Below are 25,560 nucleotides of genomic sequence, written 5' to 3' on the forward strand. Positions count from 1 at the left end.
AAAGTCAGTGAATACGACCGGAAACTTCCGGTCGTATTTCTATGCCTGATTACCCAATTCGACAGCACGCTTATGTGCAGCGGAAACCGCTTCGATCACGAGGTTTTTAAGCCTGTCTGCACCCATCAAGACATCGAGGGCGGCGGCCGTTGTTCCCTTCGGGCTGGTTACCTGTTCCCGCAGCTTTGTCGGCGTATCCTCGCTTGAAGCGGCCAATGCGCCTGCTCCGAACACTGTCTGCATGGCCAGTATTTCTGCGGTCTTCCGTTCAAGCCCTGCATGGACACCAGCCTCTGTCAGCGCTTCTATGAAATGAAATACATAAGCCGGTCCCGATCCTGAAACGGCTGTTGCAACATCAATCAGACTTTCATCATCCACTGCGGCCACGGCGCCGCTGGTTTCAAGCAGCCGGTCAACAAATGCTGCATTATCATCTGCGACATGGGCATTGCGAAATGTCACGATCATGCCCTTGCCGATTGCTGCCGGCGTATTGGGAATGGTGCGGATGATCGCTGCGCTTGCACCGAGATGTTCTTCAAAGAATGCTACTTTTATTCCCGCTGCCACACTGACAAATGTCGATGTTCCTGCAAATCGCGCATAGGCAGGAAGCACGTCGCGCATCACCTGAGGCTTCACCGCGACAAGTATGACACGCGGTGCGAGATCGTCCTCAACCTTTGATGCGTCATCAACAGCATTCACGCCCAAACTTGCAGCGCGTTCGAGAAGGGCAGGGGTTGGCTCGACAACAGTGACTTGGTCAGGCTGCAATATCCCGGCGTCCAGCCAGCCTTTAAGCATGGCAAAACCCATATTGCCGCATCCAACCAGAACCACATTATCGGACATTTTTTCTCTCCATTTGAATGGGCGGCACTTTGATCCGGTCCGGGTGCTTCGGTCAACTGGCTTCCGTCAAAATCAGGAACGCGATTGCAATGGAACCCGGGCCGTCATGCGCAATCCGAAACAGGCCATGACGACAATCAACCAGACAGGATCCGCCCGGCGAAAGAAAAAGCTCTCAAGAAAGGCATTCATAAGCGAGAAGGTCAGGCACATCATAAGAAAATCGGAGAGAAATATATTCTCGCGTTTCCTCAAAGTTCGCACATAGTCCACAAGCGGAAGCACGACCAGAACGACCATCGCGCAAATCAACGCGGGAACGCCCATAGCAATGGCAATATCCAGATAGCCATTATGCGCATGAACTATGCCTCGGACATCCCAGTCCAGATAATATGGGTTTTCCGCTTGCCGGACAACTGCCGCTTCCCAAAAGCTTTCCAGTCCATAGCCTCGCCATGGCGTTTCGCGGAGCTTTTCAAGACCAAACTGCCATATTGATGTTCGGCCCGTAAAGGTCGCATCGGCTCCCATTTGAACCAGTAGATCGTGTAGGGGAGGAAAGAAAAGCGTGCCAATGGTGAAACAGAAAAAGCCTGCAAGCGCAGCCACGATGAGCAGCGCAGTCAGTATTCGTAATCCGAATAGACCTGGAACCATGACAAGCAGGATCACCATGGGGACCAGCGCAGTGGATGTTTTGGAGCCAGTATGCGCAACAAAGACCAGCGCAAATATCAAAATTGCTGTCCCGCTTTTTCGCCAGTCACGGCGAATGAGATAAATGCCTGCAAAGGCGAAGGAGGCCATGACGGGCCCGGCAACATTCTTATGGGCAAAAATACCGCGCCAAAGTCCGGCATGTTCAGACTCTATTTCACCCGCCGTATGCTTGGCGAGATCGGGTACGACGACCAATCCGACATAGGACAGAACAAGTACTGCCGTTGCAGCAATAATCAGAGCAAGCGAGAAGCCGTCCATGTCGGGTGGAAGCGCCAGAACAGCAACGACGCATAATACCCCGATAATGGTGAAGATGACCGCACGTTGTGCCGAACCGGGATCGACAGCAACAAGCGTTGAAAGGAAAACAAACCCGAACATGACGATCCACAGCGGGCTTGCAAGAGAAAGCAGACGGCGTGGATCAGCCAACACAATCATCGCAAGAATTGAAACGCCGCCAAGGGCGCCAAAACCCAGCTGGTTGACCAGATCACCGCCGCTCCCGGCAATGGCAGTGCTCGCCGGTTGAAAAGGCCGGAATGACACAAGCAGAACACACAAAATCAGCCCGGCAAGAAGGCTGGCGACAAGCCGCATCGGTATCGCCATAGGCGCGTCAGTTCTTTTCAGGTTGCCGATATTGCTCATTCGAATATCCGAATTCTGCCAAGACGCGGCCAAGCCCAATATAAATTTGATAGACACCGATAGATAGCGAGCCGGTTTGCGCTGTTTTCAGCGCGGCGCGAAAAGGCGAAATTGCAAGCAGCGCAAGGCTTTTCAAAATGGTCTTTACCTTGCCCAAAGGTTCGTCAGCGCGTTTGCGTTTTTCGATGAGGCTTGAGATGACGCCATTGCGCAAAGCGCGTGCCCTGATCCAGCCGGCTTCTACGCGCCGGGCAGGCACGGTTTCATAGACGGGCGCTTCTGCACACCACGCAATGGTAAAGCCTTTGACCACGCTCCTGCTGATAAAATCAGAATCTCCGCCACCCATAAAATTGAAGGTGAGGTCGAGAAACGGGAAAGGCATCGCCTCAAGCACATTTCGCCCAATCAGCAGATTGCCCGAGGAGTAAATAATCGGCACGCGTCCGGTTGTATCATAATGCGGGCTGAATACAGGATGCTTTGCCCATATTTGGTGTTCCGGCTTTGCAAATATCGGGATTTGAGGGCCGCCGACAAAATCGACATTATAGGCTTCGCGCGTTCTGCAAAGATTTTCGAGCCAATCGGGGGCCGCAATCTCATCATCGTCGATCACCACCAAGGATGTGAAGTTCGGGAAGATTTCCAGCGCTGTCTGCCAACCGGCATTATAGGCATTACAATTGCCGCGATCATGCGCGACGATTACCAAGCCACTATAGTCGCCGCTTTCGAACAGCGGTGAAGCGACAGCCGCGCCCTCGCGTTTCTCCGCCTCATTCTCCATGACAATAATTGCAAATGACCGGTCTGTCGCCTGTTGCTTGAGCGAGGCGAGGGTCCTCAGCAGGTGATCGGGCCGCTTGAAGGTTGGCAGAGTAACAACAACGTCAATCGTTTCCGGCGAAAGGCCGGGTGACTGCATGACGATACTTATATTGTCGTGGCCGTTCAGTTTCATCACGGGGCTATTTATCCGTTATTTATCTATATGAGGATATAGAAGACACTTGTTCAATATTTCATTACGTTCGAGCCGCAATGCATGTAGTTTTCGTCACATCTATCGTCCCGGACGGTAAACCGGCCACCGGCTATGAAATAGCCAATAAGGCAATTATCGATGGGCTGAAGCGCGCTGGCGTAAAGGTCACGGTAATCGGCTTTGTCTGGCCGGGCAGCACGTCGCTTGATCCGGAAAATACAATATTGCTCGGCGAGGTGGATGTTAGAAACGATACGGCGAGCTTTAGCCGCAAATTGCGTTGGCTGGGCAAGGCCGTGCTCACAGGACTAACCGTATCCTCAGTAAAACTGCGCATCATTACCAGGGCAAAGTTTCGAGCCGCACTTGCTTCTGCGGAACCATTCGACGCCTATATATTGAATGGTGTGGCGCTTGCGGGTGCTTTCGAAGATTGTTTTACCGGCAAGCCGCAAATATTCATCGCCCATAATGTCGAGCACCGCTCCGCTCGCGAAAACGCAGAGGCCGCGACGAGCCCGATACAAAAATATCTGTTCGATCGCGAATCCCGGCTGTTGGCAGGATTGGAAAAGCGCCTTTGCGATAGTGCTGCATTCGTCTTTACATTGGCTGATGAAGACATAGCCGCATTGCAACTTAATACAACTGATCGGGCCGCCGCCTTGCCTTTGGTAACTGAAGCGGACCCGGCGAAAATGTCCAGCCGCACGATTGAACATGATTTGGGCCTGATAGGCACGTGGACATGGCAGCCCAATCGTATTGGCCTTGAATGGTTCCTGCGCGAAGTAGCGCCCCATCTGGACAATGATATTGGTATTACAGTTGCTGGCAGCATCCCGGCTGATCTCAAAGCGGCATGGCCAAAGGTGAATTTTGCTGGGCGCGTGCCGGACGCAACGGATTTTGTTCGCAGCTGCGCGGTGATTCCATTGATCAGTCGGGCGGGAACAGGCGTTCAGCTGAAAACGATCGAAACGTTTGAGCTGGGCTTACCGAGTGTCGCTACAGCGCTGTCTATACGGGGCATTGCCGATATACCAGACAACTGCGTGGTGGCGGACGATCCGATAGTGTTCGCCAAGGCTGTCAGCCAAATGGTTCGCAAGGTACGGTCCGGCGAAGATATGATCCGCTCCGGTAAAGTTTTCCGGCAAGCGCAACAGGCCCGCTTTGATCGCCAGCTAAAGCTCGGCCTTGGCCGAATTGAAGCGGTGAAATGAGCATGAGCGCTTTACCCAGCCGCTCTATTCTCGGCGTGTCTGTTATTGCTTTGCCATGGCAGGAAGCGATTGATCTGCTGCGCCAGTGCATTGCCACGCATGATTTTACGCTCATCACTTGGCTCAATGCTCACAACGCCAATGTTGCACAAACAGATGCCGGATTTCGCGCAGCGCTGGATAGTTTTCTGGTTCTACCCGATGGCATCGGCGTAGATATCGCTGCAAAGATTCTGCATGGCTCACCGTTTCCCGCCAATTTGAATGGAACAGACTTTACGCCCGCTCTGTTGCAAGCCGAAATCAATCCGCTGCGCATCGGCCTGATTGGCGCAAGGCCGGATGTCGTTGAAAAAGCGGCGGGCAAGTTCCGGCAGATCGCTCCTCAGCACGAGATTCGCGTGATCAGCGACGGGTTTTTTAACGCGGCAGATGAACCGCGTATCCTGGAATCATTGAACGACTTCTCGCCGCATATTCTTCTTGTCGCGATGGGCGTTCCGCGCCAGGAAATATTCATGGCGCAAAAATTGACGGCACAGCATTGCACCGTGGCATTAGGCGTCGGCGCATTGTTCGATTTCATGGCGGGCGCCGTGCCTCGCGCTCCGCTGCTCATACAAAAAATGCGTTTTGAGTGGCTTTATCGTCTAGCCCAGGAACCGGGACGTTTGTGGCGCCGCTATGTTGTCGGCAACCCGCTTTTTCTGCTACGCGTCGTGCGAGCAAAATTAAGGGGTCGCAATTGAAGAACGCACTGGTTACCGCGAGTTACGCGCCGGATTTCCGGCGTTGCCAACTTCTGTGCGAGACCATTGACCGTTTTGTGACGGGCTATACCAAGCATTATATCCTGGTAGAGCACCGCGATATTGCTTTGTTCAAGCAGCTCGAAACGCCCAACCGCATCATCATCGATGAAAACGATCTTTTACCCGGCTGGATAAGGCCTTTTCCTGATCCCACGAATTTTGGCAGGCGCCGTATCTGGCTGTCGCCAAAAACCATGCCGTTGCGTGGCTGGCATATGCAGCAGTTGCGGCGCATCGCTATTGCCAAATATACAGATGATGATGCGCTGATCTACATTGATTCAGACGTGACTTTTCTCAAGCCATTTGACTGTGCTTCGTTCTGGCGCGGTAACACTATGCGGCTGTTCCGGCGCGATGGTGATCTGTTGCGGCCAGTCCCGGGCGATCAGCTCATCTGGTCGGAAAATGCGGGAAATCTGCTCGGCGTGACGCCGGTTAGTATTGTGGGGCATGATTACATCGGAACCCTCATTGCATGGCGGCGCGATGCGGTGATCGGCATGTGCAATCTCATAGAGAAGCGCAGCGGCAAGCACTGGGTGGCAGCTATTGGCCGCACACGCAAGTTTTCAGAATGCATGATCTATGGCCGCTATGTCGATGAAGTTTTGAACGCCAGGGGCCATTACCATGATGGCCGCGAATTCTGCCGGATTCATTGGTCGGCACCCGCGCCAACCGATGCCGAACTGGTGAAATTCGTTGAGGAAATGGCACCTTATCAGGTGGCAATCGGCATTCAGTCATTTCTTGGTGATGGCACCGATCGCATTCGCAAACTGTTCTTTTAGACGCGCCGCGCCGGTTTCTTGATCGCGCTGTAGGTGAGCGCGGTAGAAGCAATATAGATCACTACGAACATTGCGTTGAGCCAGACAAGCCAGTCATTGACCTCAAGGAATGTCACCAAAAGCCAGGACAGCAGCCCCGCTTTGATAATACCGAGCACGGCAAGATTGACTGCCCTCAAACCCGATTGGCCGCGGGCATAGAGTATTTCCGCTTGGTATTCAACGAGATTGCGCAGACCCGGTACGAGGATGACCAAGGGCAGCAGGGCAACCACTGACGCAACATTGTCGCCCAGGGCCCGTGGAAAAATATGCAGGAAAAGCGCTAGCGCGGCCAAGCCGAGAGTTGAGACCAGAAACACGCCCAGTTCCAACCCGCCACGGATTTTCATCGACTTGAGCATATCGGGCGTGCGCATCAGCTTTTGAACCAGCATCATATTGAAAGAGCGCACCGGCAGCGCGGTCAAATCAACGAGACGCATGATGATCGTGTACACACCGGCTGTCTGCGGTCCGCCAACAGCCAGAACCAGCAATTTGTCCAGTTCTGACTGAACATAGAACAATACTTCCGCGCCGGTGACCGCAAATGAGTCACTTAGCCTGCGGCGATAAAGTTTCGGCACCAGCCGCAACCGCACTCTCGGATAGAAAAACAGGATGGCAATGATCAGGGCAATGCCATTGGCGCCTGCATACCACCAGCTCCAGATGGCAAGATTGGCAATGCTGGAAAATGCAAATAATACCGCTGCACCGGCTCGTAATGCCGTGCCGATAATGACAAGCAGCGCTGCTCGGCCAAATCGGTTGAGGCCATTATTGACAATGACCACAACTTCCATGGAGCGCCAGAGCAGGGCTTCAGTGCCGACAATGACGGCAAAAGTTCCAAGCGCAAGATCGGCACCGAAAAATACCAGATGAGCCAGATAGGCAGCGAGTATGAAGATCGGTAGAGATATGATGACGGCCGCCAGAAACCCGCCCGTATATGCACCGATTAACTGCGGTTTCACCGTCGAGATACGGTAAAGCGGCGAGACAAAACCGAAAGAGACAAGGCGTGAAAGTACCACGCCGGTCGCCGATGCTGTGGCAAACAGTCCAAACTCTGCAATTGTCAGCGTGTTGGCCAGCGCGACAAAATAGGCCAGCGATATAATTAGCCGCCCCGCCGATCCGCTGATCACCGAGAAATAGTCGCGGATGAGCCCCGCATTGGCTTTCACGTGCCGAACGACCAATTTCATATCCTGTATAACAACGTTTCAATGATTTAGCGTAAAAGGCTTAACGGCTCGTATTGGAGCAATTGTAAATGGCGCTTGCGGAAGATAACTTCTTATTTTCTCTGCATCATATTTCAAAATTATATCATATAGGCTATACTGAAATGGATTGGTCTGTTGAAATTCTAGGCTCGGCGGAAGCGGAGATGGATGCACTGCCTTCTGGTTTGCAGGCGCGATTGACCCGCCTTATGGAGATGGTGGAATGTATAGGGCTCGAAGCCATGCGAGAGCCCCATGTAAAACATATTGATGGAAAGCTGTGGGAGCTTCGCGCCAAGGCACCGGAAGGAATAGCACGAGGGTTATACGTGGCTGTAACAGGCAGGCGAATTGTGATTTTGCATGTCTTTGTAAAAAAATCACAACGGACACCCCGAAATGCGTTGGCATTGGCCTATCGGCGGATGAATGAGGTGGAAACATGAAAACTCTCGGGAAACTGAAAGAAAAATACATGAATGATCCGGAATTCCGGAAGCATTACAAACAAGCAGATTTGGAATATTCGGTGATAGAGTTGCTTATTCGCAGCCGAACCCAGGCCAAAATGACTCAAGCAGAACTGGCCAAGCGCATGGCAACCACGCAGTCCGCAATTGCAAGGCTCGAAGGCGGGAGGGTCTCCCCCTCTATTGCAACTTTGCGACGATACGCTGAGGCCACGGGATTTGAGTTGCGTGTTGATATGACTCCCCTGTAAGCCGGAAGGTGCCATGACAATTAACGTTTTATTTTCCATAGAACTTTAGTGTGGATTAACCGTGGATCTCAGCATCCGCGATTGATCGCATTTGGGTTGAGATGTTGGAGTTCAGTTGCGGATGACTAGTCGTGAAAACGAGACGGTAAAGCGGCGCTCGCTGCTCTCGTTTGCCAGCGAGGAGGGCTTGGAGGCACAGCCATCGCCAGTTGGGCCTGCATCATCTGTGCGCAACGAGACCAATCTCGATCATTATCACAGAATGCGCAATTTACGCCTTGCCGCTGAGTCCGAATCTATCCAGCCGCCGCTCAATGATATCCCTGAAAATCTCAGTGATGAGGCAGCCGAGCAGGATGCCATAAACCGTATGCGCGCCGATATGGCGGCGATCAAGGCCGAGCTCAATCGCCGCGTTGATGCTGCCGAAAGCGAAGTTCGCATGCCCGAGGCGACCTATGACGACCTGCTGCCGAACAACAAGCCTGCGGACGTGCCTCGAGTCCCCATTCCCCCAATTACCGAGCCGGTAATTGAAGAGCCGGTGCCGTTTGAGAAGCCGGTATTTTCTCCTTTGCGGCGGCCGGAACCAGCCCGGTCAGAACCTCAAAATACCAGTTATCAGGATGATGAATGGCGGCCTCTGGTCGATCCGCGTATTGTCATAAACAGAGTTGGCCGGTCTAAATCATTAATTGTGGCGACGACGCTCATTGGGACTTTGCTGGGCGTCGGTTACGCCATGACCCTGCCCAAGCTGTATTCCTCCACGGTTGAATTGCTTGTTGACCCTCGTGACCTCAAAATCGTCGACAAGGAGATTTCGTCAACCCAACTTCCTCTCGACGCCTCGCTTGCCGTTGCTGAAAGTCAATTGCGTGTCATCCAATCGAGCAGCGTGTTGACGAAAGTGATAGACCGGGCCGGTCTTGCCAAAGATCCGGAGTTTAATGGTGATCTGAAAGAGCGCGGGCTGGTTGCTACGATAAGGGAATTGTTTTCCACTGACAGCACGCCTGATGCCACGACACGAGAGACTCTGCTCCTTCGGAATCTTTATGAGCATTTGAACGTCGAGCGCAGCACCAAGAACTACATTTTCAACATCACGGTCGATTCACGCGATCCGGATAAATCCGCACTCATCGCCAATACCGTGTCGGAAGTCTTCCGTGAAGAGCAGGGCAATATTCAGTCCGATACGGCAAGACAGGCCACAGAGGCACTGACAGCCCGGCTGAATGACCTGCGGGCAGGGGTCGAAGAGGCTGAAAACGCCGTTCAAAAGTTCAAGGCTGAAAATGACCTCGTTGATGTTCAGGGACGGCTGATCAGCGACGACGAAATCACGCGCACCAATGATGAATTGACAGCCGCGCGCAACCAGACAATCCGGCTGAACGCGCAGGCAGCATCTATTCGCAGTACCTCTGTTGATGGTGTGCTTGGCAATACTCTGCCGGAAGAATTTCGCTCAGGCGTCATTGTCGCCCTGCGCTCGCAATATGGTGCGTTAAAGCAGCAGGCCGATGGCCTTGCCACCAAGCTTGGACCGCGCCACCCGCAACTCATTCAGGCGCAATCGCAAGTCAGTGGTATCCGCAGTGAAATCCGCAATGAATTGCAGCGCATCGCCTCATCGGTGCAAACGGAACTCAAGCGCTCTCAACAGCAGGAACAGGAGTTGATGACACGCCTGAACCAGTTAAAGGCGCGCACTGCCTCCAACAATGAGGAGATGGTCAAACTACGTGAACTTGAGCGCGAAGTTGCGGCCAAGCGTGCAGTCTATGAAGCGTTTCTCCTGCGTGCCAAGGAAACCGGTGAGCTTGAAGGCGTCAACACCACCAATATACGCGTGATTTCTCCTGCACGGCCTGCACTCGAAAGCACGGGCGGGTCGCGCAAGCTCGTGGCTGTCGCAGGTTTGCTCGGGGGGCTTTTCGCAGGCCTTGGTATCGCGATCCTGCTTGGTATGATCGAAAGTTTTCGTGCGGGAAATTCGCCAACGGAGCCTCGCCCAACAGGAAATGGCAAGCGGACCAAACCTTCGCCCAGTGATGAGGCTACCTCGCCGGAGAAGTCGCGATTGGGTGCTGCCATTGAACGTGTGCATAGCAGCGGAACCTCATCCGAGCTTGAGGATGAAGTGGCAATCGCCGAGTTCCTTTATGCCTATGCCGACGCCCATATTGCCCCCCGTGAACACGACAATTCCAATATCGAAGAGATGCTGGACGAGATTGCAGCATTGCGCGAGATATTGCGTGAAGAAGCCGAGCGGCAGGCTTCTTAGGTAGTTCCAGCGTTTTCCGATCTGCTCTAATGCAGCCTTGGCGTGGGGCCTTGCCCCTTATCGTCTACAACATAGCCACGATAGAAACGATCCAGCGTAAAGGGCGCGGAGAGAGGGTGCGGCTCATCCCGGGCAATTGTCCAGGCAAAACATTTGCCGGAAATCGGCGTTGCCTTGAAGCCGCCATAGCACCAGCCGGTGTTCAGATACATGCCAGGAAGTGGTCCCGTGGTAATGATAGGTGAGCCGTCCATGCTCATATCCATGATACCGCCCCACGAGCGCAGCAACTTGACCCGCGCCAGAGCCGGGATAAGCGCGACGAATTCGCTCATGACATCTTCAACAACCGGAAGATTGCCACGCTGCGCATAGGAATTGTAACCGTCAATGTCGCCGCCAAAAACCAGCCCGCCCTTGTCGGACTGACTGAAATAAAGATGCCCCCCGCCAAAAGTTGCAACCGTATCGACGACGGGCTTCAACGCTTCCGAAACAAACGCTTGCAGCACATGTGATTCAAGCGGCAAACGATCAATGCCTGCACGGCGCATGAGTTCACTCGTATTGCCCGCCACCGCACAGCCAACCTTTTTGGCATTGATCGGTCCGCGGGTCGTCATGACGCCGGTAACCTGATCACCGTCTTTCAGAAAACTGGTCACTTCGCAGTTCTCGATAATATCGACGCCAAGTTGATCGGCAGCCCGCGCATAGCCCCAAACCACGGCATCGTGCCGCGCCGTACCCGCGCTGCGCTGCATCAAGCCGCCAATAATGGGAAAGCGCGCCGAACTGCTGATATCGAGGCCCGGTATCAATTTCTTGATCTGGACCGGAGTCACCAGTTCTGCGTCTATACCGTTCAGCCGCATCTGGTTGCCGCGCCTTGCATAGACGTCGAGCTGCGGCAAGGAGTGAGCGAGATTAACAACGCCGCGCTGCGAAAACATCACATTATAGTTGAGGTCATGGGACATGGTTTCCCACAACTTCATCGACGCTTCATAGAAATGCTGATTTTCAGAAAGGAGGTAATTGGAGCGGATAGCGGTGGTGTTGCGGCCGATATTGCCCGATCCGAGCCAGCCTTTTTCCACCACGGCTATGTTGCGGATGCCATGTTCCTTTGCAAGATAATAGGCCGTCGCAAGTCCGTGGCCGCCCCCGATTATAACCACATCATAGGCAGGTTTCGGATCAGGTTTACGCCATGCAGGCTTCCAGTCCTTGTTGCCGTTAAGGGCATTTTTAAGCAGGCTGAAGGCTGAATAGCGCATTTGAATTCCCGGAATCGGTAAGGTGTTCACAATCATGCTTGGATTTGCTGCGTTAGCCAAGCCCTGCAACGTATCATCGCATTGCGGTTCTGTATCGCTTTCGCTATTGCGTCAGGGAACGCCGTTCTGACGGTATTGTTTGGGCGTAAAATCAAGAGAATGACGCTCAATCCGCGAAGTAAGAGTTTCAGGAGCAGCACATGGCAGTGACAATCAATGGCAGGGAGATTGCCGAGGATGTGGTTTCGAAGGTCAAGCTATCTGCCGCCGAGCTGATTGAGGGCACGGGCATTACACCGGGGATCGCCGTTGTCATCGTTGGCGAAGATCCTGCCAGTCAGGTTTATGTTGCATCCAAGGGCAAAAAAGCGCGCGAATGCGGGTTTCATTCCGAGCAACATACCTTGCCTGCGGAAACCTCCGAGGAAGACCTTGTTACGCTGGTAGAGAAGCTCAATGCTGATCCGCTGATCCACGGCATTCTGGTACAGCTCCCTTTGCCCAAGCACATTGATTCGGGCCGCATTATCCAGACGATATCGCCGGACAAGGATGTCGATGGTTTCCATTTTATCAATGTCGGAAAATTGGGCACCGGCGAACTAGACACTGCGTTTGTTCCCTGCACGCCTGCTGGCTCGATGCTGTTGATCGATCGGGTTCTCGGGCGCGATCTTTCCGGCTTGAATGCTGTGGTGGTTGGTCGTTCCAATATTGTTGGCAAGCCCATGTTCAATTTGCTTCTTGCACATAATGCGACAGTCACTATCGCCCATAGCAAAACGAAAGATCTGGCAGCCCTCTGCCGCACTGCCGATATTCTTGTGGCCGCTGTCGGCAGGCCGCAAATGATCAAGGCCGATTGGGTAAAGCCCGGAGCGACGGTCATTGACGTTGGCATCAATCGTATTCCAGCTCCTGAGCGAGGCGAAGGAAAGACACGGCTTGTGGGCGATGTGGATTTTGCCGATGCTGCGACGGTTGCTGCGGCGGTCACCCCGGTGCCCGGTGGCGTTGGTCCCATGACAATCGCCATGCTTATGGCAAATACGCTTGTCGCCGCCTATCGCTCCGCTGGAAAAACGCCGCCGCGCTTCTGATCCATTTGCTCAAATAGGGAATCTCGTTACAACACCGTATGGCCGAAACAATCAAGGTCGGCAGAACCTTCGCCTTTCTGCTCGTCGACAAATTTCCGATGTTCAGCCTTGCGGCTGCTATCGATACAATGCGCACGGCCAATCGCATGTCCGAAGAGACCTTTTATTCGTGGATCACTGTATCGGCGACCGGAGCAGCTGTAACTGCATCCAATGGTCTTCAGATCAATGTGGAATATGCGCTTGCTGATCTGCCCTCGGCCGACATATTTTTCATCTGTGCCGGATTGACGACCGAATTTGAAGACAAGCCGAAAGTCATCGCGACATTACGCAATCTCGGACGGCGCGGCGCCTCATTGGGCGGTTTGAATATTGGCAGCTATATCCTTGCTGAGGCGGGCCAATTGGAAGGGCATCGTTGCACCATTCACTGGGAAAACCGGGCTGGTTTTCAGGAGCGTTTTCCGCAGATTGAATGCACGGGAAATGTCTTCGAGATTGACCGCAAGCGCTATACATGTGCAGGCGGCACAACATCGATCGATCTGATGCTGGAAATCATCAAGCAGGATTTCAGCCCGGCCCTTGCCAATGAGGTGGCCAACCAGTTTCATCATGAGCGTATTCGCTCTCAAACAGACCGACAGCGCATCGGCCCTGAGCGCGACCTCACCGGCAAATCGGAGAAATTGCGCAAGATCGTCGAGATTATGGCCGATAATCTGGAGCAGCCGAAATCTGCCGTGCGGTTGGCCAAGGCCGTTGGATTGTCCGTTCGTCAGGTAGAGCGGCTCTTCCTGCGTCATCTCAATATGACGCCTGGACGCTACTATATGAGCCTGCGCCTTGAGCGCGCGCGCGAGCTTTTGCGGCAAACCCACTCGCCCATTCTGGATGTAGCGCTGGCCACCGGCTTCACATCACATTCTTATTTTGCCCAAAGCTATCGCGCGCAATTCGGGCGCTCACCTTCCGACGAGCGCCGTACCAATTACTGATTTTTCGCCGGCCCGATTGTTTCGATATCGGTAAGTGCGAAACCAGCATCCTTGGTCAGGATAGGCACGTGCTGACCCTAAAGTCCAAACACCGATGCGCCTGCATCCGCGCGGCCTACGACATTGCGGAAGGAAGCAAAGAGTTCCCGTCCCATTCCATAGCTGTTATGGCTGATATCGACGACCGGCTCCGGACGCGCTGCCAGCACTGCCGGGTCTTCCAACACGTCAAGCGTGCCGATCTCAGCGTCTAGCCGCACTATATCGCCATCGCGTATTTTGCCGATGATGCCGCCGTCCAGAGCCTCTGGCGTGACATGAATAGCGGCTGGCACCTTGCCCGATGCACCGGACATACGGCCATCGGTAACAAGCGCAACCATGTGACCGCGATCTTGCAATACGCCAAGGGCAGGGGTCAATTTATGCAGTTCCGGCATGCCATTGGCACGCGGACCCTGGAAACGCACAATCGCTACGAAATCGCGATTAAGTTTTCCGGCCTTGAAGGCGTCTTGCAGCGCCGCCTGGCTGTCAAAGACCAAAGCCGGTGCTTCAATAATATGGCGGTCGGCTTTGACTGCGGAAGTTTTGATAACGGCAGTGCCAAGATTGCCCTTGAGCATCTTCAGTCCGCCAGTCACCTGAAACGGTTCTACGCAGGTCGAGAGCACTTTTTTGTCGGCGCTTTCGGCTGGCGTAGGATTGCGAACCACAGTACCGTTTTCGCCAAGCGCGGGTTCGATTGTATAAGCGCGCAAGCCATCGCTGCCGCCCCAGACCGTCTTGACATCCTCATGCAGCAATCCGCCATCAAGCAATTCCCGGATGATGTAGCCCATGCCGCCCGCCGCGTGGAAATGGTTTACATCGGCAAGACCATTCGGATAGACGCGTGCCAAGAGTGGCACGACATCGGAAAGGTCGGAAATGTCCTGCCATGTGAGTTTGATGCCAGCGGCGGCAGCCATTGCAACCAGATGCATCGTGTGATTGGTTGAGCCGCCGGTTGCATGCAGACCCACAACGCCATTGACGATAGTACGCTCGTCGATCATTTCGCCGACAGGCGTGAATTCATTGCCGAGCGCCGTGATTGCAAGCGCGCGCTTGGCGGCTTCACGCGTTAGCGCATCACGCAAGGGTGTGCCCGGATTGATGAAAGATGAGCCGGGCATATGCAGGCCCATGATCTCCATCAGCATCTGGTTGGAATTTGCAGTGCCATAGAAGGTGCAGGTGCCGGGACCATGATAAGATTTTGACTCCGATTCAAGCAATTCGTCGCGCCCGACCTTGCCTTCCGCGTAGAGCTGGCGTGTTTTGGCCTTCTCATCATTCGGCAGTCCAGTGGTCATGGGGCCCGCAGGTATGAACACGGCTGGCAAATGACCGAAAGTCAGCGCACCGATGACCAGACCCGGAACAATCTTGTCGCAAACACCAAGATAGACCGCCGCGTCGAACATATCATGCGATAGGCCGATGGCTGTCGCCATGGCGATGACATCGCGCGAGAACAGCGACAATTCCATGCCGGGCTGGCCCTGCGTCACGCCATCGCACATGGCAGGCACGCCGCCCGCAACCTGCGCCACGCCGCCTGCTTCCTTTGCTGCCTGCTTGATCAGGTTCGGATAAGTCTCGAATGGCTGATGCGCGGAAAGCATATCATTATAGGAAGTGATAATGCCTAAGTTTGGCACCACATCGCCCGCAAGCGCCGCCTTGTCGGAAGGGCTGCATGCGGCAAAACCATGGGCGAGATTGGCGCAGGCAAGAGCGGAGCGTTTTGGCTTGCGCGATGCGGCCTCGCGCAAATGATCGAGATACACATCACGCGTTGGCTTTGACTGTTCGCGGATGCGATTTGTAATGCTTTTCACCCGTTGCATGACGGTCATGTGTTCTCTCCTTGTAGCGTCTGCCGGTGAGTTTGGGAGCCTCCCGGCGATCACGCATCCGGGCGTTTACGGCGCCCAGAAAATCTCAAGATCAATCGGCTGAGAGGATAGCACGGCGCGGATAGGCATGTCCTCGACCTCACCCTCGCCAAGTGCTGCTTCCAGCGTGGTCATCTTGCCGGCACCTTCAATGTGCAACGCGATGAAACGCGCGGCTATGATGACAGGCAGTGTCAGCGTCAATCTCGGCTCGCCTGCATTTTCTGCGGACATTGGCAAAACCAAAGCTTTCTCATCTTTGGAAATTGCTGCTTTCAAATTGTCGCCGCCGGGAAAAAATGACGCCGTATGGCCATCACCGCCCATGCCAAGCACTACCACATCGAAAGGTTGTCCGAGCCTGGCAATTTCAGCGGCCGCCATTTTCGCGCCTTGATCCGCGTCAACAGCTTCGTGATACAGCCCGACAAAATTTGCGCCGGCTGCCGCATTTTGCAAAAGCGCTTCGCGCACCAGACGTTCGTTCGAGCGCTCGCTGGTGGGCGGCACAAAGCGCTCGTCCACCAACGTTATCGTGATCGTGTTCCACGGCAAATCCTTGAGCGATAAAGCCTTGAAAAAGCGGGCAGGTGTCGTCCCGCCAGAGACAGCCAGCACGGCCTTGCCATTTGCCTTGCAGCCCGCCCGCAGGTGGCCCGCAACAGTCGTTGCCAAAGCCTCGGCCAGAGCGTCGCCATTTTCAAAACTGTTCAATCGTTCGTCTGTCGCCATGGAATTGCGCCCTATTCCGGCTCGTGCCATGTGCGGCCATCACGCTCAATAAGTGCAATAGCGGATGAGGGGCCCCATGTTCCGGCGGTATAGCCAGAAGGCACCTGCTCGGTCTCGGCCCAGGCTTTGAGAATAGGGTCGATCCAGCGCCAGGCCGCAACCACTTCGTCACGGCGCATGAACAATGTCTGATTGCCGCGAACAACATCCATCAGCAGCCGCTCATACGCGTCAGGGCTGCGAACCTTGAACGATTCGGCAAAACTCATATCCAGCGGAACGTGACGCAGGCGCATGCCGCCCGGACCCGGATCCTTGATCATCATCCACTGCTTCACGCCTTCATCCGGCTGCAGGCGGATGACGAGCTGGTTGGCAACAATGCGTCCGGCTGTCTCGCCAAAAATGGAATGAGGAATTGGCTTGAACGAAACGACGATCTCCGATGCGCGCGCGCCGAGACGCTTGCCGGTGCGAAGGTAGAACGGCACACCAGCCCAGCGCCAATTGGCAATTTCCGCTTTGATGGCGACAAATGTTTCCGTGCTGCTTGGAGAGCCAAGTTCGTCGAGATAGCCTTTGACGGCGCCGCCCGATGAAGCGCCGGCACGGTATTGGCCGCGTACGGTCAGTTCTTCGGCGTTTTTGGAGGTGATGGGGCTCAGCGAGCGCAGCACTTTCAACTTTTCATCGCGAACGGCATCGGCATCCATGGATGCGGGCGGTTCCATTGCAACAAGGCACAGGAGCTGCATGATGTGGTTCTGCACCATGTCGCGCAGCGCACCGGCCTTGTCATAATAGCCCGCGCGACCCTCAAGACCCACCTGCTCGGCAACAGTGATCTGAACGTGATCGATATGGGCGGAATTCCATAGCGGCTCGTAAAACGCATTGGCAAAGCGCAGCGCCATGAGGTTCTGCACGGTTTCCTTGCCGAGATAATGATCGATACGGAAGATTTGCTGTTCGCTGAACACATGGCCGATTGTGTCATTGAGCGCGATGGCGCTATCGAGGTCGCGGCCGATAGGCTTTTCAACAATGATGCGCGTGTGGTCGGTAACGAGCTTGTAGCTCTTTAAACGGCTGGCGATATCACCGAAAAGCGAAGGGCTGACCGCGAGGTAGAAAGCGCGGATGCGCTTGGAGTCATTGCCGATTTCGTTCTTCAGCTCTTCCCATCCGGCATCCGAGGTCGCGTCAACCGCGACATAGCTGATGCGCTGGAGAAATTGCTCCACCTGCGCTTTGTCATATTCATCAGCCTTGACGAATTCCTTGATCGCAGCCTGGGCAAACTTGCGATAATCCTCAGTCGACATGGCTGAACGTGACGCACCGATAATACGGGTTGGTTCGGAAAGCTGGCCATCCCGCTGGCGCTGATAAAGCGCCGGGATCAGCTTGCGTTCGGCAAGATCGCCGGTTCCGCCAAAAACAATGCAATCAAATGGTTCAACCGGGATAATCTGACTTGTCATGAATAGAGTCTCGCTATGCCTGAATTGCGCAACACAAAGTGTAGCTCCGAAGCGCATGGTTTCTATAATCTAATCGATTTAAAATGACCAGTCCTTTAGCGCAAACTGCGTCAAATTGCATTTCCAATCCGCTGAAGTTCCGGTACGACTATCACGAACGGGAAACAGCCATGTTACAGAATCTCTCGCGAATTATCGCACAGGATAAGAATTTCCTGAACATCATCAATGGCAGACGTGTCGGCGCAGTCACGGGAAAAACCATAGCTGTGGCATGCCCTTCGGACGGGTCGGATTTCGCCACTATCCCCGCTTGCGACGCAACCGATGTGGATCGCGCTGTCAGCGCGGCCCGGCTGGCTTTTGAAGAGGGAGCCTGGTCGCATATGCCTGCCTTTGAGCGCGGGCGCTTGCTGACGCGTCTTGGGCAGCTCGTAGAAGAACATGGTGATGAACTCGCTGCCCTTGAGGCGCGCGATACCGGAAAACCGATAAGACAGGGCAAGGCTGACGTTGCTGCAACGATACGCTATTACGAGTTTTATGGCGGTGCAGCCGACAAGATTCACGGCGATACGATACCTTTTTTGGATGGCTACACGGCCCTGACATTACGCGAGCCGCACGGCGTTGTTGCCGGTATCACCCCATGGAACTATCCGATGCAAATCATGGCGCGCGTTGTTGGCGCAGCGCTTGCCATGGGCAATACGCTGGTGATCAAACCCGCCGAAGATGCCTCGCTATCCACCATCCGCATCGGCGAACTCGCCATTGAAGCGGGGTTTCCAGACGGCGTGCTCAATATCATCACCGGGTTTGGGGGTGAAGCAGGAGCGGCCTTGTCCGCCCATCCCGGCGTTGATTACGTCACTTTTACCGGCTCACCCGTGACTGGCACTGCGATCCAGCAGGCGGCGGCCACCAATAATCGCGGTGTAACGATGGAGCTTGGTGGTAAATCACCGCAAATTGTTTTCGCCGATGCCGATATTGGCAAGGCCCTTCCGGTCCTCGTCAATGCCATCATTCAGAATGGCGGCCAGACGTGCTCGGCAGGAAGCCGCATTCTCATTGAGCATTCTATATATAATGAAGTGGCGGGAGAGTTGGCGGCAAGGTTCAACAATCTTGTCGCCGGGCCACATGACGCGGATCTCGACCTTGGACCCATGATCAATGCAGCGCAAAAGCGCCGCGTGGAAAATTATATAACAGCCGCTGCCGAAGCCGGGATTGAGGTCGTGGCGCGCGGCTCAATCCATGTGGATGCGCCTCTCTCCGGTTTCTACGTCGCGCCGGTTCTGTTCGGTGCGGTCGAGCGGGCGGCAGTTCTGGCGCAAGAAGAGGTATTCGGCCCCGTACTTTCGCTTTTTTCCTTCAATGATGAGGAGGAAGCAATTCGCCTCGCCAACAGCACTGAATATGGGCTTGTCGCGGGGGTCTGGACCAGTGACGGTGCGCGTCAGCATCGTGTGGCCAAGCGCGTGCGTGCAGGGCAAGTCTATGTCAATTCCTATGGCGCTGGCGGTGGCGTGGAGCTGCCTTTCGGCGGTTTCAAGCGTTCCGGCCATGGCCGCGAAAAGGGGTTTGAGGCGCTTTACGATATGTCTGCAACCAAGACGATCGTTTTCCGCCACGATTGAATCCCATAAAACAAATCACAGTAGATGGAGGATAGAACATGGCCCGTTTGGCAGGCAAAACAGCGATCATTACCGGTGCGGCATCAGGATTTGGCGAGGCAATGGCGCGCCGTTTTGCCGAGGAGGGCGCCAATGTCGTTGTTGCTGATTTAAATCTTGTCGGAGCGGAGGCCGTCGCTCAATCCCTCGGTGAAAACGCTCTTGCCGTGCATACGGATGTGACGCGCAAGGAAGAAATTGACGCCATGGTGCAGACCACCATGGACAAATTCGGTCGCATTGACATCATGGTCAATAATGCCGGTTATTCCCACCGAAACGGGTCCATGCTTGGCGTAGATGAAGATACATATGATCTCATCGCCGCGATCAACATGAAGGCCATTTATTATACCGCTCTTGCTGTTGTGCCGATCATGGAGCGGCAGGGCAGTGGATCGATCATCACGACAGCTTCGACTGCTGGCTTGCGCCCGCGTCCGGGTCTAACCTGGTACAATGCCTCAAAAGGCTGGGCCATCAGCGTTACAAAATCCATGGCCGTCGAGCTTGGCCCGAAGAATATTCGCGTCAATTGCCTCTGCCCTGCGGCGGGCGAAACTCCCATGCTCGGGCTGTTTCTCGGTGAGGATACGCCAGAACGCCGGGCGCAATTCAAGGCCACCATTCCTCTCGGCCGTCTGTCTGTACCTCTCGATGTTGCCAATGCAGCGCTCTATCTGGCTTCCGACGAAGCCCAGTTCATCACAGGCGTTGCGCTCGAGGTCGACGGCGGGCGTTGCATATAAAAGTGGGGTTTACCCTTGAATCAATGAGATAGGGGTCTACATCTTTGCTGTATTCCCCCTTTAATAAGCGCTGCCCGGCCAAGCTGCCGCTCTGGCGTTATGCTTTTTCAAGGATATCATCATGACATCGAAACCTGTCTGGTTCATCACTGGTTGTTCAACCGGCTTTGGCCGCGAGCTCGCCCAATATACATTGTCGCTCGGTTATCCGACTGTTGTCACCGCCCGCAACCCCGTGCAGGTCGAAGACATCGTCAAGAGTCACGAAGACAATGCTCTTGTCCTGAAGCTTGATGTCACCAAGCCGGAAGAAGTCGCCGCTGCGGTCAAGGCTGCCGAAGCGCGCTTCGGACGCATAGATGTGTTGGTGAACAATGCGGGCATCGGCTATTTTGGCTCTCTCGAAGAAAGCGATCTGGCCGAAGCGCGCAAGATGTTCGACATCAATATCTGGGGTCTTATGGACATGACCCGCGCTGCTCTGCCGGGCATGCGCAAGCAACGCTCCGGCACCGTGGTCAATATCTCCTCGATTGGCGGATTAAGGGGCTTTCCGGCGGTCGGTTTTTATAATGCGACAAAGTTTGCTGTCGAGGGATTGTCGGAGGCGCTCTCCAAGGAAGTCGCGCATCTTGGCATCAAGGTGCTGATCGTAGAGCCTAGCGGATTCCGCACCGATTGGGCCGGTCGTTCTGCCAATGAAGCGTCGGAAACCATCGAAGATTATCGCCCCTCTGCCGGGGAGCGTATGCGCCAGATCAGGGAAGCGAGCGGCAATCAGCCGGGCGATCCGGTGAAAGCCGTGCAGGCAATCGTCAAGGCGGTTGAGGCGAACTATCCGCCGCTGCGTCTGTTGCTTGGCAAGATCGCCCTTGATGGCGCTCGCGAAAAAATCACGGAAATGCAACGCGATTTCGATGCTTGGGCTGAAGTGAGCATAGGCGCGGACGCGCCAAAGCAATAGTTAGAAGGGCCACGCGCGCATTTCGGACGAGATATTCGCCTGGCCGCATCCTTCACGAGTTTGCTAAAACAATTTTCGGGCCCAGCCTCCCATCGGCCTGTTTTATGCGCTATCATCCTGTCACCGAAACTAATCCTGGTGATTGATGCCTTCCGAAACTCCCGAAAAGAAATCCGCGCGAACCTCAGCGAAGCGGCCGCGTACGCCTGCCTATGTCAAAGCCACACGCGGAGTAAAAAACTGGCGTGAAGCTGCCGAATGGCTGGCCTGGCGGGATATCGAAGACATAGAATGCATCACGCCCGATCAAGCTGGCGTGGCGCGGGGCAAGATGATGCCCTCGAAGAAATTCACTTCAAACACATCGCTTGCACTGCCATCGGCTGTTTTCATGGCGACGATTTCCGGTTCTTATCCGGAAGATGGCCATGGGTTCGCCTATCCTGAAGATGATGGCGATCTCAAACTGATGCCAGACCTTTCCACCCTGTCGGAGGTGCCATGGGAAAGCGACCCTACTGCTCAGGTCATTTGTGATTTGGTAAACAAGGATGGGCATGCGGTCGAGTTTACGCCGCGCAACGTATTGAAGCGCGTGGTGGCGGCATATCACAAGAAGGGGCTGAAGCCCGTCGTTGCGCCTGAAATCGAATTTTATCTCGTCAAGAAAAACCCCGATCCTGACTATCCGCTGACACCGCCAGTTGGCAGGTCGGGCCGCGCTATCGGCGGCGGACAGGGCTATTCAATTGCGGGCGTCAATGAATTCGACGAACTGATCGATGACATCTACCATTTCTCCGAGAGCCAGGGCCTTGAGATCGATACATTGATCCATGAAGAAGGTGCAGCGCAGCTGGAAATCAACCTGCGTCATGGCGATCCGGTCGAACTTGCCGATCAGGTTTTCCTGTTTAAGCGCACGATCAGAGAAGCGGCGCTGAAGCACGATATGTATGCGACTTTCATGGCCAAGCCCATTCAGGGACAACCGGGGTCTGCCATGCATATCCACCAGTCCATCGTCGACAAGAAGACCGGACGCAATGTCTTCTCCAATCCGGATGGCACGGAAAGCGAAGCATTCAGGCATTTCATCGGTGGTATGCAGAAGCACGTTCCGGCTTCGCTGGTCATGTTTGCTCCCTATGTGAATTCCTATCGCCGCCTGACACCGGCTGCTTCGGCACCGGTCAACGTCAAATGGGGCTATGACAATCGCACCACGGCATTCCGTGTGCCGCGCTCCGACCCGGCGGCGCGTCGCGTGGAAAATCGTATTCCGTCCTCCGATGCCAATCCCTATCTGGCGCTGGCAGCATCGCTTGCTTGCGGGTTGCTCGGTATGAACAACCGGATTGAGCCCGATGCACCCGCTTCCACGACGGTTAATGACAATTTGATCGAGTTGCCTCGCGGATTGATCGAGGCCACCTTGCTGTTCGAGCAGGACAAGGATTTGATTGCCATGCTGGGTGAGTCTTTCGCGATCACCTATGCCGCCATCAAACGTGCAGAGTTCGAAACCTTCATGGAGGTTATCAGTCCTTGGGAACGTGAATTTCTGCTGCTGAACGTTTGAGTTTGGCAGCAGCATCTTCGTGCGTGGTTCGCCATTCGACAAGCTCGGGAGGGGCCACCATGAGGGAAGTGATTGATTGCGGTGCTGAAACTGTTCGGCAATTAACTTGCAGGGCAATACCTTCCTCATGGTGAGTCCCGTCGAACCACGCACGGCGTTTTTGCCTCAAGAGTGAACAAGATTGCATCAATATATGGCTTACCAGTCTCCCATCTCGCCCGGCATATCGTGGTACGAAACGACGATTTCTGATCGTACGGAATATCCACCTCTGGATGGCTCTCGCACGGCTGACGTTGTGATTATTGGCGGCGGATTCACCGGCCTGTCGGCAGCCGTGCATCTGGCGTCTTCAGGTGTTGATGTTGTTCTGCTGGAAGCGTTCCGGTTTGGTGATGGGGCGTCGGGGCGTAATGGCGGCCAGCTTGGTACGGGTCAGCGCGCATGGGCGGAAGAGCTCGAGGCTCAATATGGTTTTGAACGCGCCAAAGCCCTGTTCGAGCTTGCCGAAGAGGCAAAGAGCCATTTGCTGGAATTTGCTGAAACCCATCAGATCGATATTGAATATGTGCCCGGCCAGATGTCCGTTGTGCACAAGAAGCGTTACCTCAAAAGCTACCGCGAACATGCGGAGCTTATGACGACGCGATTCAATTATCCGCATATTCACTATATGGAAGCCGATGAGACTGCCGCACGGCTGGGCTCCAACCGCTATTTCGGCGGCCTTTACGACAAAGGAACCGGGCATATCCAGCCGATGAAACTTGTCGTCGGCACCGCCAGCGCAGCGGCAAGGGCAGGCGCTCATCTCTATGAGAACACCAAGGTTACCGGCATTAAATCCGAGAACGGCAAGGTGCGTGTCACCACTGCGACCGGTACCGTCACTGCGGCAAAGGCCTTGATCGCGGTCAATGCCTATGGCGGTAACCTTGAACCCATCAGCGCGTCGCATGTCATGCCGATACGCTCCTTCATAGGCGCAACAGTGCCATTGGGTGACGATAGCCCGGTGCTGCCGGGTGGCGAAAGCGTGGACGATTCGCGTTTCGTTGTGCGCTACTTTCGCCGCTCAAAGGATGGCCGCCTGCTGTTCGGCGGGCGTGAGGCTTATACAGCCGACAATCCGCTAGATATAAGCACCCATATTCGCCGCCAGATCGCCGAGATCTATCCGGCGCTTGCCAATGTGGAGATGACTCAAGCCTGGGGCGGATCGGTCGGTATCACCATGCCACGCCAGCCTTTTGTGCGGGAGGTCATGCCCAATGTGATTTCCGCCGGCGGTTATTCGGGCCATGGCGTGATGCTGTCCAATTTCGTCGGCAAGCTCTATGCGGAAACTGTTGCTGGCAACCGCGACCGGCTGAAGCTTCTGGAAGACCTCAAAGTTCCGGCATTTCCGGGAGGGCGCACATTCCGTTCGCCCATGCTGTTTCTTGCCCTCAGCTGGTACGCGCTAGTGGACCGGATTTAGAGCCTTTCTTGCAATAAGAGTAACTTTAAACTTTCCGTACAATCACGCTGCCCACGGAATATCCCGCTCCAAATGAGCAGATAACGCCAAGGCTTCCCGGCGCAAGGTCATCTGAATATTTCGAAAATGCGATGATCGAGCCTGCCGATGATGTATTGGCGTAATCCTGCAAGATATTGGGCTGTTCGCCGGGTTCCGGTTCACGGCCAAGCACTTTCACCCCGATCAAATCGTTCATTCCCTTATTTGCCTGATGCAACCACAGGCGTGAAAGATGCGCAGGCGCGATATTCTCATCGGCGAGATGTGTCAGGATAAGATCGGAAACAATAGGCACGACCTGTTTGAAAACCTTGCGGCCCTCCTGCTTGAAAAGCATATCGCGGCGATCGCTCATGTGACCTTCGCGTGTACGGCGCAGAAAGCCATTATTGTTGCGGATATTGTTGGAAAACTGCGTCAGACAGCGCGTTGAGACGATCTCAAAACGATCTTCTGCGGTGGCCAGATCGTCGCGTTCGAGCAATACTGCCGTACAAACATCGCCAAAGATAAAATGGCAGTCACGATCGCGCCATTCGAGATGCGCCGAGCAAATTTCCGGATTGACCATGAGAATTGCGCGAGCGGAGCCGGAGCGGATCATGTCGGCGGCCGCCTGAATACCGAATGTTGCCGATGAGCAAGCCACATTCATGTCGAAACCGAAGCCTTCAATACCAAGGGCCTGCTGCACTTCGATGGCGATCGCCGGATAGGCGCGTTCATGGTTCGACGCCGCGCAAATGACAGCGTCAATTTCCGATGCTTCACGCCCGGCCTTTTTTAAAGCCAGAGTGGCAGCATGGACGGCCATTTGCGCCATGACGGAAAGATCTTCATCGCTGCGTTCGGGCAAGACGGGATGCATGATGTCGGGATCCAGAATGCCCGATTTATTGAGCACATACCGATTTTCAATGCCCGAGGCGCGGACAATGAAATCTTCGTTTGACATAGTCATCGCATCGCGCGTGCCAGCAGCGATTTCGCCCGCATACAGCTCGTTTTGCCGCGTTGCATAAGTGTTGAACGCCTCAACAAGTTCGGCATTGCTGATGGACTGGTCCGGCGTGAAAACGCCTGTACCGCTGATGACGACTTTATGCATGGGCGTTTCCAGAGTTTTTCTTCTTCAAAAAGCGATAGAGCAAATGAGACCCATTGTCATT

The 25,560-nt window shown here is 54.6% G+C and carries 22 protein-coding genes; 13 read left to right on the forward strand and 9 right to left on the reverse strand.

Going from position 1 to position 25,560, the window contains the following annotated elements; translation table 11 throughout:
• Positions 1 to 39: 39 nt before the first annotated feature.
• The 3 genes from proC to AC6CHM_RS10110 all read right to left on the reverse strand — a co-directional run bounded on the left by proC (position 40) and on the right by AC6CHM_RS10110 (position 3,202).
• Positions 40 to 858, reverse strand: a complete 819-nt coding sequence (proC, locus tag AC6CHM_RS10100; RefSeq protein WP_115051268.1) for a pyrroline-5-carboxylate reductase — start codon at positions 856 to 858, stop codon at positions 40 to 42.
• Between the two features lie 72 nt (positions 859 to 930).
• Positions 931 to 2,235 carry an O-antigen ligase family protein gene (locus tag AC6CHM_RS10105; RefSeq protein ID WP_498173009.1) on the reverse strand — a complete coding sequence of 435 codons (1,305 nt, stop codon included), beginning with the start codon at positions 2,233 to 2,235 and terminating at the stop codon, positions 931 to 933.
• On the reverse strand, positions 2,204 to 3,202 hold the full coding sequence (locus tag AC6CHM_RS10110) for a glycosyltransferase family 2 protein (protein WP_498173011.1): 999 nt from the start codon (positions 3,200 to 3,202) through the stop codon (positions 2,204 to 2,206). Before AC6CHM_RS10110 ends, AC6CHM_RS10105 begins: the two co-directional genes overlap by 32 nt.
• Positions 3,203 to 3,279: 77 nt before the next feature.
• Between AC6CHM_RS10110 and AC6CHM_RS10115 the strand changes: the two genes are divergently transcribed.
• Genes AC6CHM_RS10115 through AC6CHM_RS10125 form a run of 3 tightly spaced genes read left to right on the forward strand, consistent with a single transcriptional unit; the run spans position 3,280 to position 6,055 of the window.
• On the forward strand, positions 3,280 to 4,449 hold the full coding sequence (locus AC6CHM_RS10115; protein ID WP_498173013.1) for a glycosyltransferase family 4 protein: 1,170 nt from the start codon (positions 3,280 to 3,282) through the stop codon (positions 4,447 to 4,449).
• Positions 4,450 to 4,451: 2 nt separating this feature from the next.
• Complete coding sequence (locus tag AC6CHM_RS10120; protein ID WP_307282830.1) at positions 4,452 to 5,198, forward strand: WecB/TagA/CpsF family glycosyltransferase; 747 nt, start codon at positions 4,452 to 4,454, stop codon at positions 5,196 to 5,198.
• Positions 5,195 to 6,055 (forward strand): DUF6492 family protein, encoded by an 861-nt coding sequence (locus AC6CHM_RS10125; protein WP_440807513.1) that lies wholly within the window; start codon positions 5,195 to 5,197, stop codon positions 6,053 to 6,055. The genes AC6CHM_RS10120 and AC6CHM_RS10125 overlap by 4 nt, the downstream gene beginning before the upstream one ends.
• Here AC6CHM_RS10125 and AC6CHM_RS10130 read toward each other — a convergent pair.
• Positions 6,052 to 7,311, reverse strand: coding sequence for a lipopolysaccharide biosynthesis protein (locus AC6CHM_RS10130; RefSeq protein WP_336440738.1), 1,260 nt, complete (start codon positions 7,309 to 7,311; stop codon positions 6,052 to 6,054). The genes AC6CHM_RS10125 and AC6CHM_RS10130 overlap by 4 nt on opposite strands.
• Before the next feature lie 68 nt (positions 7,312 to 7,379).
• Here AC6CHM_RS10130 and AC6CHM_RS10135 point away from each other — a divergent pair, with 68 nt between their 5' ends.
• The 3 genes from AC6CHM_RS10135 (at position 7,380) to AC6CHM_RS10145 (ending at position 10,349) form a co-directional block, all read left to right on the forward strand.
• Positions 7,380 to 7,778, forward strand: coding sequence for a type II toxin-antitoxin system RelE/ParE family toxin (locus tag AC6CHM_RS10135; RefSeq protein ID WP_498173014.1), 399 nt, complete (start codon positions 7,380 to 7,382; stop codon positions 7,776 to 7,778).
• A complete protein-coding gene (locus AC6CHM_RS10140; RefSeq protein WP_307282839.1) occupies positions 7,775 to 8,053 on the forward strand; it encodes a helix-turn-helix domain-containing protein in 279 nt (92 codons plus the stop codon). Before AC6CHM_RS10135 ends, AC6CHM_RS10140 begins: the two co-directional genes overlap by 4 nt.
• A 121-nt stretch (positions 8,054 to 8,174) precedes the next feature.
• Positions 8,175 to 10,349: a GumC family protein gene (locus AC6CHM_RS10145; protein ID WP_498173017.1), complete on the forward strand. Its 2,175-nt coding sequence runs from the start codon at positions 8,175 to 8,177 to the stop codon at positions 10,347 to 10,349.
• Between the two features lie 26 nt (positions 10,350 to 10,375).
• On the opposite strand, the gene AC6CHM_RS10150 is transcribed toward AC6CHM_RS10145, so the two are convergent.
• Positions 10,376 to 11,629 (reverse strand): sarcosine oxidase subunit beta family protein, encoded by a 1,254-nt coding sequence (locus AC6CHM_RS10150; RefSeq protein WP_307282845.1) that lies wholly within the window; start codon positions 11,627 to 11,629, stop codon positions 10,376 to 10,378.
• A gap of 200 nt (positions 11,630 to 11,829) precedes the next feature.
• Here AC6CHM_RS10150 and AC6CHM_RS10155 point away from each other — a divergent pair, with 200 nt between their 5' ends.
• Positions 11,830 to 12,729: a bifunctional methylenetetrahydrofolate dehydrogenase/methenyltetrahydrofolate cyclohydrolase gene (locus AC6CHM_RS10155; RefSeq protein WP_498173018.1), complete on the forward strand. Its 900-nt coding sequence runs from the start codon at positions 11,830 to 11,832 to the stop codon at positions 12,727 to 12,729.
• 38 nt (positions 12,730 to 12,767) lie between these two features.
• Positions 12,768 to 13,730, forward strand: a complete 963-nt coding sequence (locus tag AC6CHM_RS10160; protein ID WP_115051260.1) for a GlxA family transcriptional regulator — start codon at positions 12,768 to 12,770, stop codon at positions 13,728 to 13,730.
• A gap of 77 nt (positions 13,731 to 13,807) precedes the next feature.
• Here AC6CHM_RS10160 and edd read toward each other — a convergent pair whose 3' ends face one another.
• The 3 genes from edd to zwf all read right to left on the reverse strand — a co-directional run bounded on the left by edd (position 13,808) and on the right by zwf (position 17,889).
• Positions 13,808 to 15,634: a phosphogluconate dehydratase gene (gene edd / locus AC6CHM_RS10165; protein WP_307282848.1), complete on the reverse strand. Its 1,827-nt coding sequence runs from the start codon at positions 15,632 to 15,634 to the stop codon at positions 13,808 to 13,810.
• 66 nt (positions 15,635 to 15,700) lie between these two features.
• Positions 15,701 to 16,435, reverse strand: coding sequence for a 6-phosphogluconolactonase (pgl, locus tag AC6CHM_RS10170; RefSeq protein WP_498173021.1), 735 nt, complete (start codon positions 16,433 to 16,435; stop codon positions 15,701 to 15,703).
• A complete protein-coding gene (gene zwf, locus AC6CHM_RS10175; protein ID WP_115051257.1) occupies positions 16,417 to 17,889 on the reverse strand; it encodes a glucose-6-phosphate dehydrogenase in 1,473 nt (490 codons plus the stop codon). Before zwf ends, pgl begins: the two co-directional genes overlap by 19 nt.
• A 170-nt stretch (positions 17,890 to 18,059) precedes the next feature.
• Between zwf and AC6CHM_RS10180 the strand changes: the two genes are divergently transcribed.
• The 5 genes from AC6CHM_RS10180 to AC6CHM_RS10200 all read left to right on the forward strand — a co-directional run bounded on the left by AC6CHM_RS10180 (position 18,060) and on the right by AC6CHM_RS10200 (position 24,349).
• Complete coding sequence (locus AC6CHM_RS10180) at positions 18,060 to 19,535, forward strand: aldehyde dehydrogenase family protein (RefSeq protein ID WP_498173022.1); 1,476 nt, start codon at positions 18,060 to 18,062, stop codon at positions 19,533 to 19,535.
• Between the two features lie 38 nt (positions 19,536 to 19,573).
• Positions 19,574 to 20,323, forward strand: a complete 750-nt coding sequence (locus AC6CHM_RS10185; protein WP_115051255.1) for an SDR family oxidoreductase — start codon at positions 19,574 to 19,576, stop codon at positions 20,321 to 20,323.
• A 121-nt stretch (positions 20,324 to 20,444) separates the two neighbouring features.
• Entirely contained in the window at positions 20,445 to 21,287 is an 843-nt protein-coding gene (locus AC6CHM_RS10190) for an oxidoreductase (RefSeq protein ID WP_498173024.1), read from the forward strand.
• A gap of 145 nt (positions 21,288 to 21,432) precedes the next feature.
• Complete coding sequence (locus tag AC6CHM_RS10195; protein ID WP_115051253.1) at positions 21,433 to 22,869, forward strand: glutamine synthetase family protein; 1,437 nt, start codon at positions 21,433 to 21,435, stop codon at positions 22,867 to 22,869.
• A 193-nt stretch (positions 22,870 to 23,062) separates the two neighbouring features.
• Complete coding sequence (locus AC6CHM_RS10200) at positions 23,063 to 24,349, forward strand: NAD(P)/FAD-dependent oxidoreductase (protein WP_498173026.1); 1,287 nt, start codon at positions 23,063 to 23,065, stop codon at positions 24,347 to 24,349.
• A 25-nt stretch (positions 24,350 to 24,374) separates the two neighbouring features.
• On the opposite strand, the gene AC6CHM_RS10205 is transcribed toward AC6CHM_RS10200, so the two are convergent.
• Positions 24,375 to 25,499, reverse strand: a complete 1,125-nt coding sequence (locus AC6CHM_RS10205; protein ID WP_498173027.1) for a beta-ketoacyl-ACP synthase III — start codon at positions 25,497 to 25,499, stop codon at positions 24,375 to 24,377.
• Between the last annotated feature and the right edge of the window lie 61 nt (positions 25,500 to 25,560).

Source organism: Phyllobacterium sp. GQ127 (assembly GCF_059758635.1).

Excerpts from the sequence above, each read along its gene's own strand:
- proC (WP_115051268.1), bottom strand. The coding sequence starts at position 858 with ATGTCCGATAATGTGGTTCTGGTTGGATGCGGCAATATGGGTTTTGCC.
- AC6CHM_RS10105 (WP_498173009.1), bottom strand. The coding sequence starts at position 2,235 with ATGAGCAATATCGGCAACCTGAAAAGAACTGACGCGCCTATGGCGATA.
- AC6CHM_RS10115 (WP_498173013.1), top strand. The coding sequence starts at position 3,280 with ATGCATGTAGTTTTCGTCACATCTATCGTCCCGGACGGTAAACCGGCC.
- AC6CHM_RS10120 (WP_307282830.1), top strand. The coding sequence starts at position 4,452 with ATGAGCGCTTTACCCAGCCGCTCTATTCTCGGCGTGTCTGTTATTGCT.
- AC6CHM_RS10130 (WP_336440738.1), bottom strand. The coding sequence starts at position 7,311 with ATGAAATTGGTCGTTCGGCACGTGAAAGCCAATGCGGGGCTCATCCGC.
- AC6CHM_RS10135 (WP_498173014.1), top strand. The coding sequence starts at position 7,380 with ATGGCGCTTGCGGAAGATAACTTCTTATTTTCTCTGCATCATATTTCA.
- AC6CHM_RS10140 (WP_307282839.1), top strand. The coding sequence starts at position 7,775 with ATGAAAACTCTCGGGAAACTGAAAGAAAAATACATGAATGATCCGGAA.
- AC6CHM_RS10145 (WP_498173017.1), top strand. The coding sequence starts at position 8,175 with ATGACTAGTCGTGAAAACGAGACGGTAAAGCGGCGCTCGCTGCTCTCG.
- AC6CHM_RS10150 (WP_307282845.1), bottom strand. The coding sequence starts at position 11,629 with ATGCGCTATTCAGCCTTCAGCCTGCTTAAAAATGCCCTTAACGGCAAC.
- AC6CHM_RS10155 (WP_498173018.1), top strand. The coding sequence starts at position 11,830 with ATGGCAGTGACAATCAATGGCAGGGAGATTGCCGAGGATGTGGTTTCG.
- AC6CHM_RS10160 (WP_115051260.1), top strand. The coding sequence starts at position 12,768 with ATGGCCGAAACAATCAAGGTCGGCAGAACCTTCGCCTTTCTGCTCGTC.
- edd (WP_307282848.1), bottom strand. The coding sequence starts at position 15,634 with ATGACCGTCATGCAACGGGTGAAAAGCATTACAAATCGCATCCGCGAA.
- pgl (WP_498173021.1), bottom strand. The coding sequence starts at position 16,435 with ATGGCACGAGCCGGAATAGGGCGCAATTCCATGGCGACAGACGAACGA.
- zwf (WP_115051257.1), bottom strand. The coding sequence starts at position 17,889 with ATGACAAGTCAGATTATCCCGGTTGAACCATTTGATTGCATTGTTTTT.
- AC6CHM_RS10180 (WP_498173022.1), top strand. The coding sequence starts at position 18,060 with ATGTTACAGAATCTCTCGCGAATTATCGCACAGGATAAGAATTTCCTG.
- AC6CHM_RS10185 (WP_115051255.1), top strand. The coding sequence starts at position 19,574 with ATGGCCCGTTTGGCAGGCAAAACAGCGATCATTACCGGTGCGGCATCA.
- AC6CHM_RS10190 (WP_498173024.1), top strand. The coding sequence starts at position 20,445 with ATGACATCGAAACCTGTCTGGTTCATCACTGGTTGTTCAACCGGCTTT.
- AC6CHM_RS10195 (WP_115051253.1), top strand. The coding sequence starts at position 21,433 with ATGCCTTCCGAAACTCCCGAAAAGAAATCCGCGCGAACCTCAGCGAAG.
- AC6CHM_RS10200 (WP_498173026.1), top strand. The coding sequence starts at position 23,063 with ATGGCTTACCAGTCTCCCATCTCGCCCGGCATATCGTGGTACGAAACG.
- AC6CHM_RS10205 (WP_498173027.1), bottom strand. The coding sequence starts at position 25,499 with ATGCATAAAGTCGTCATCAGCGGTACAGGCGTTTTCACGCCGGACCAG.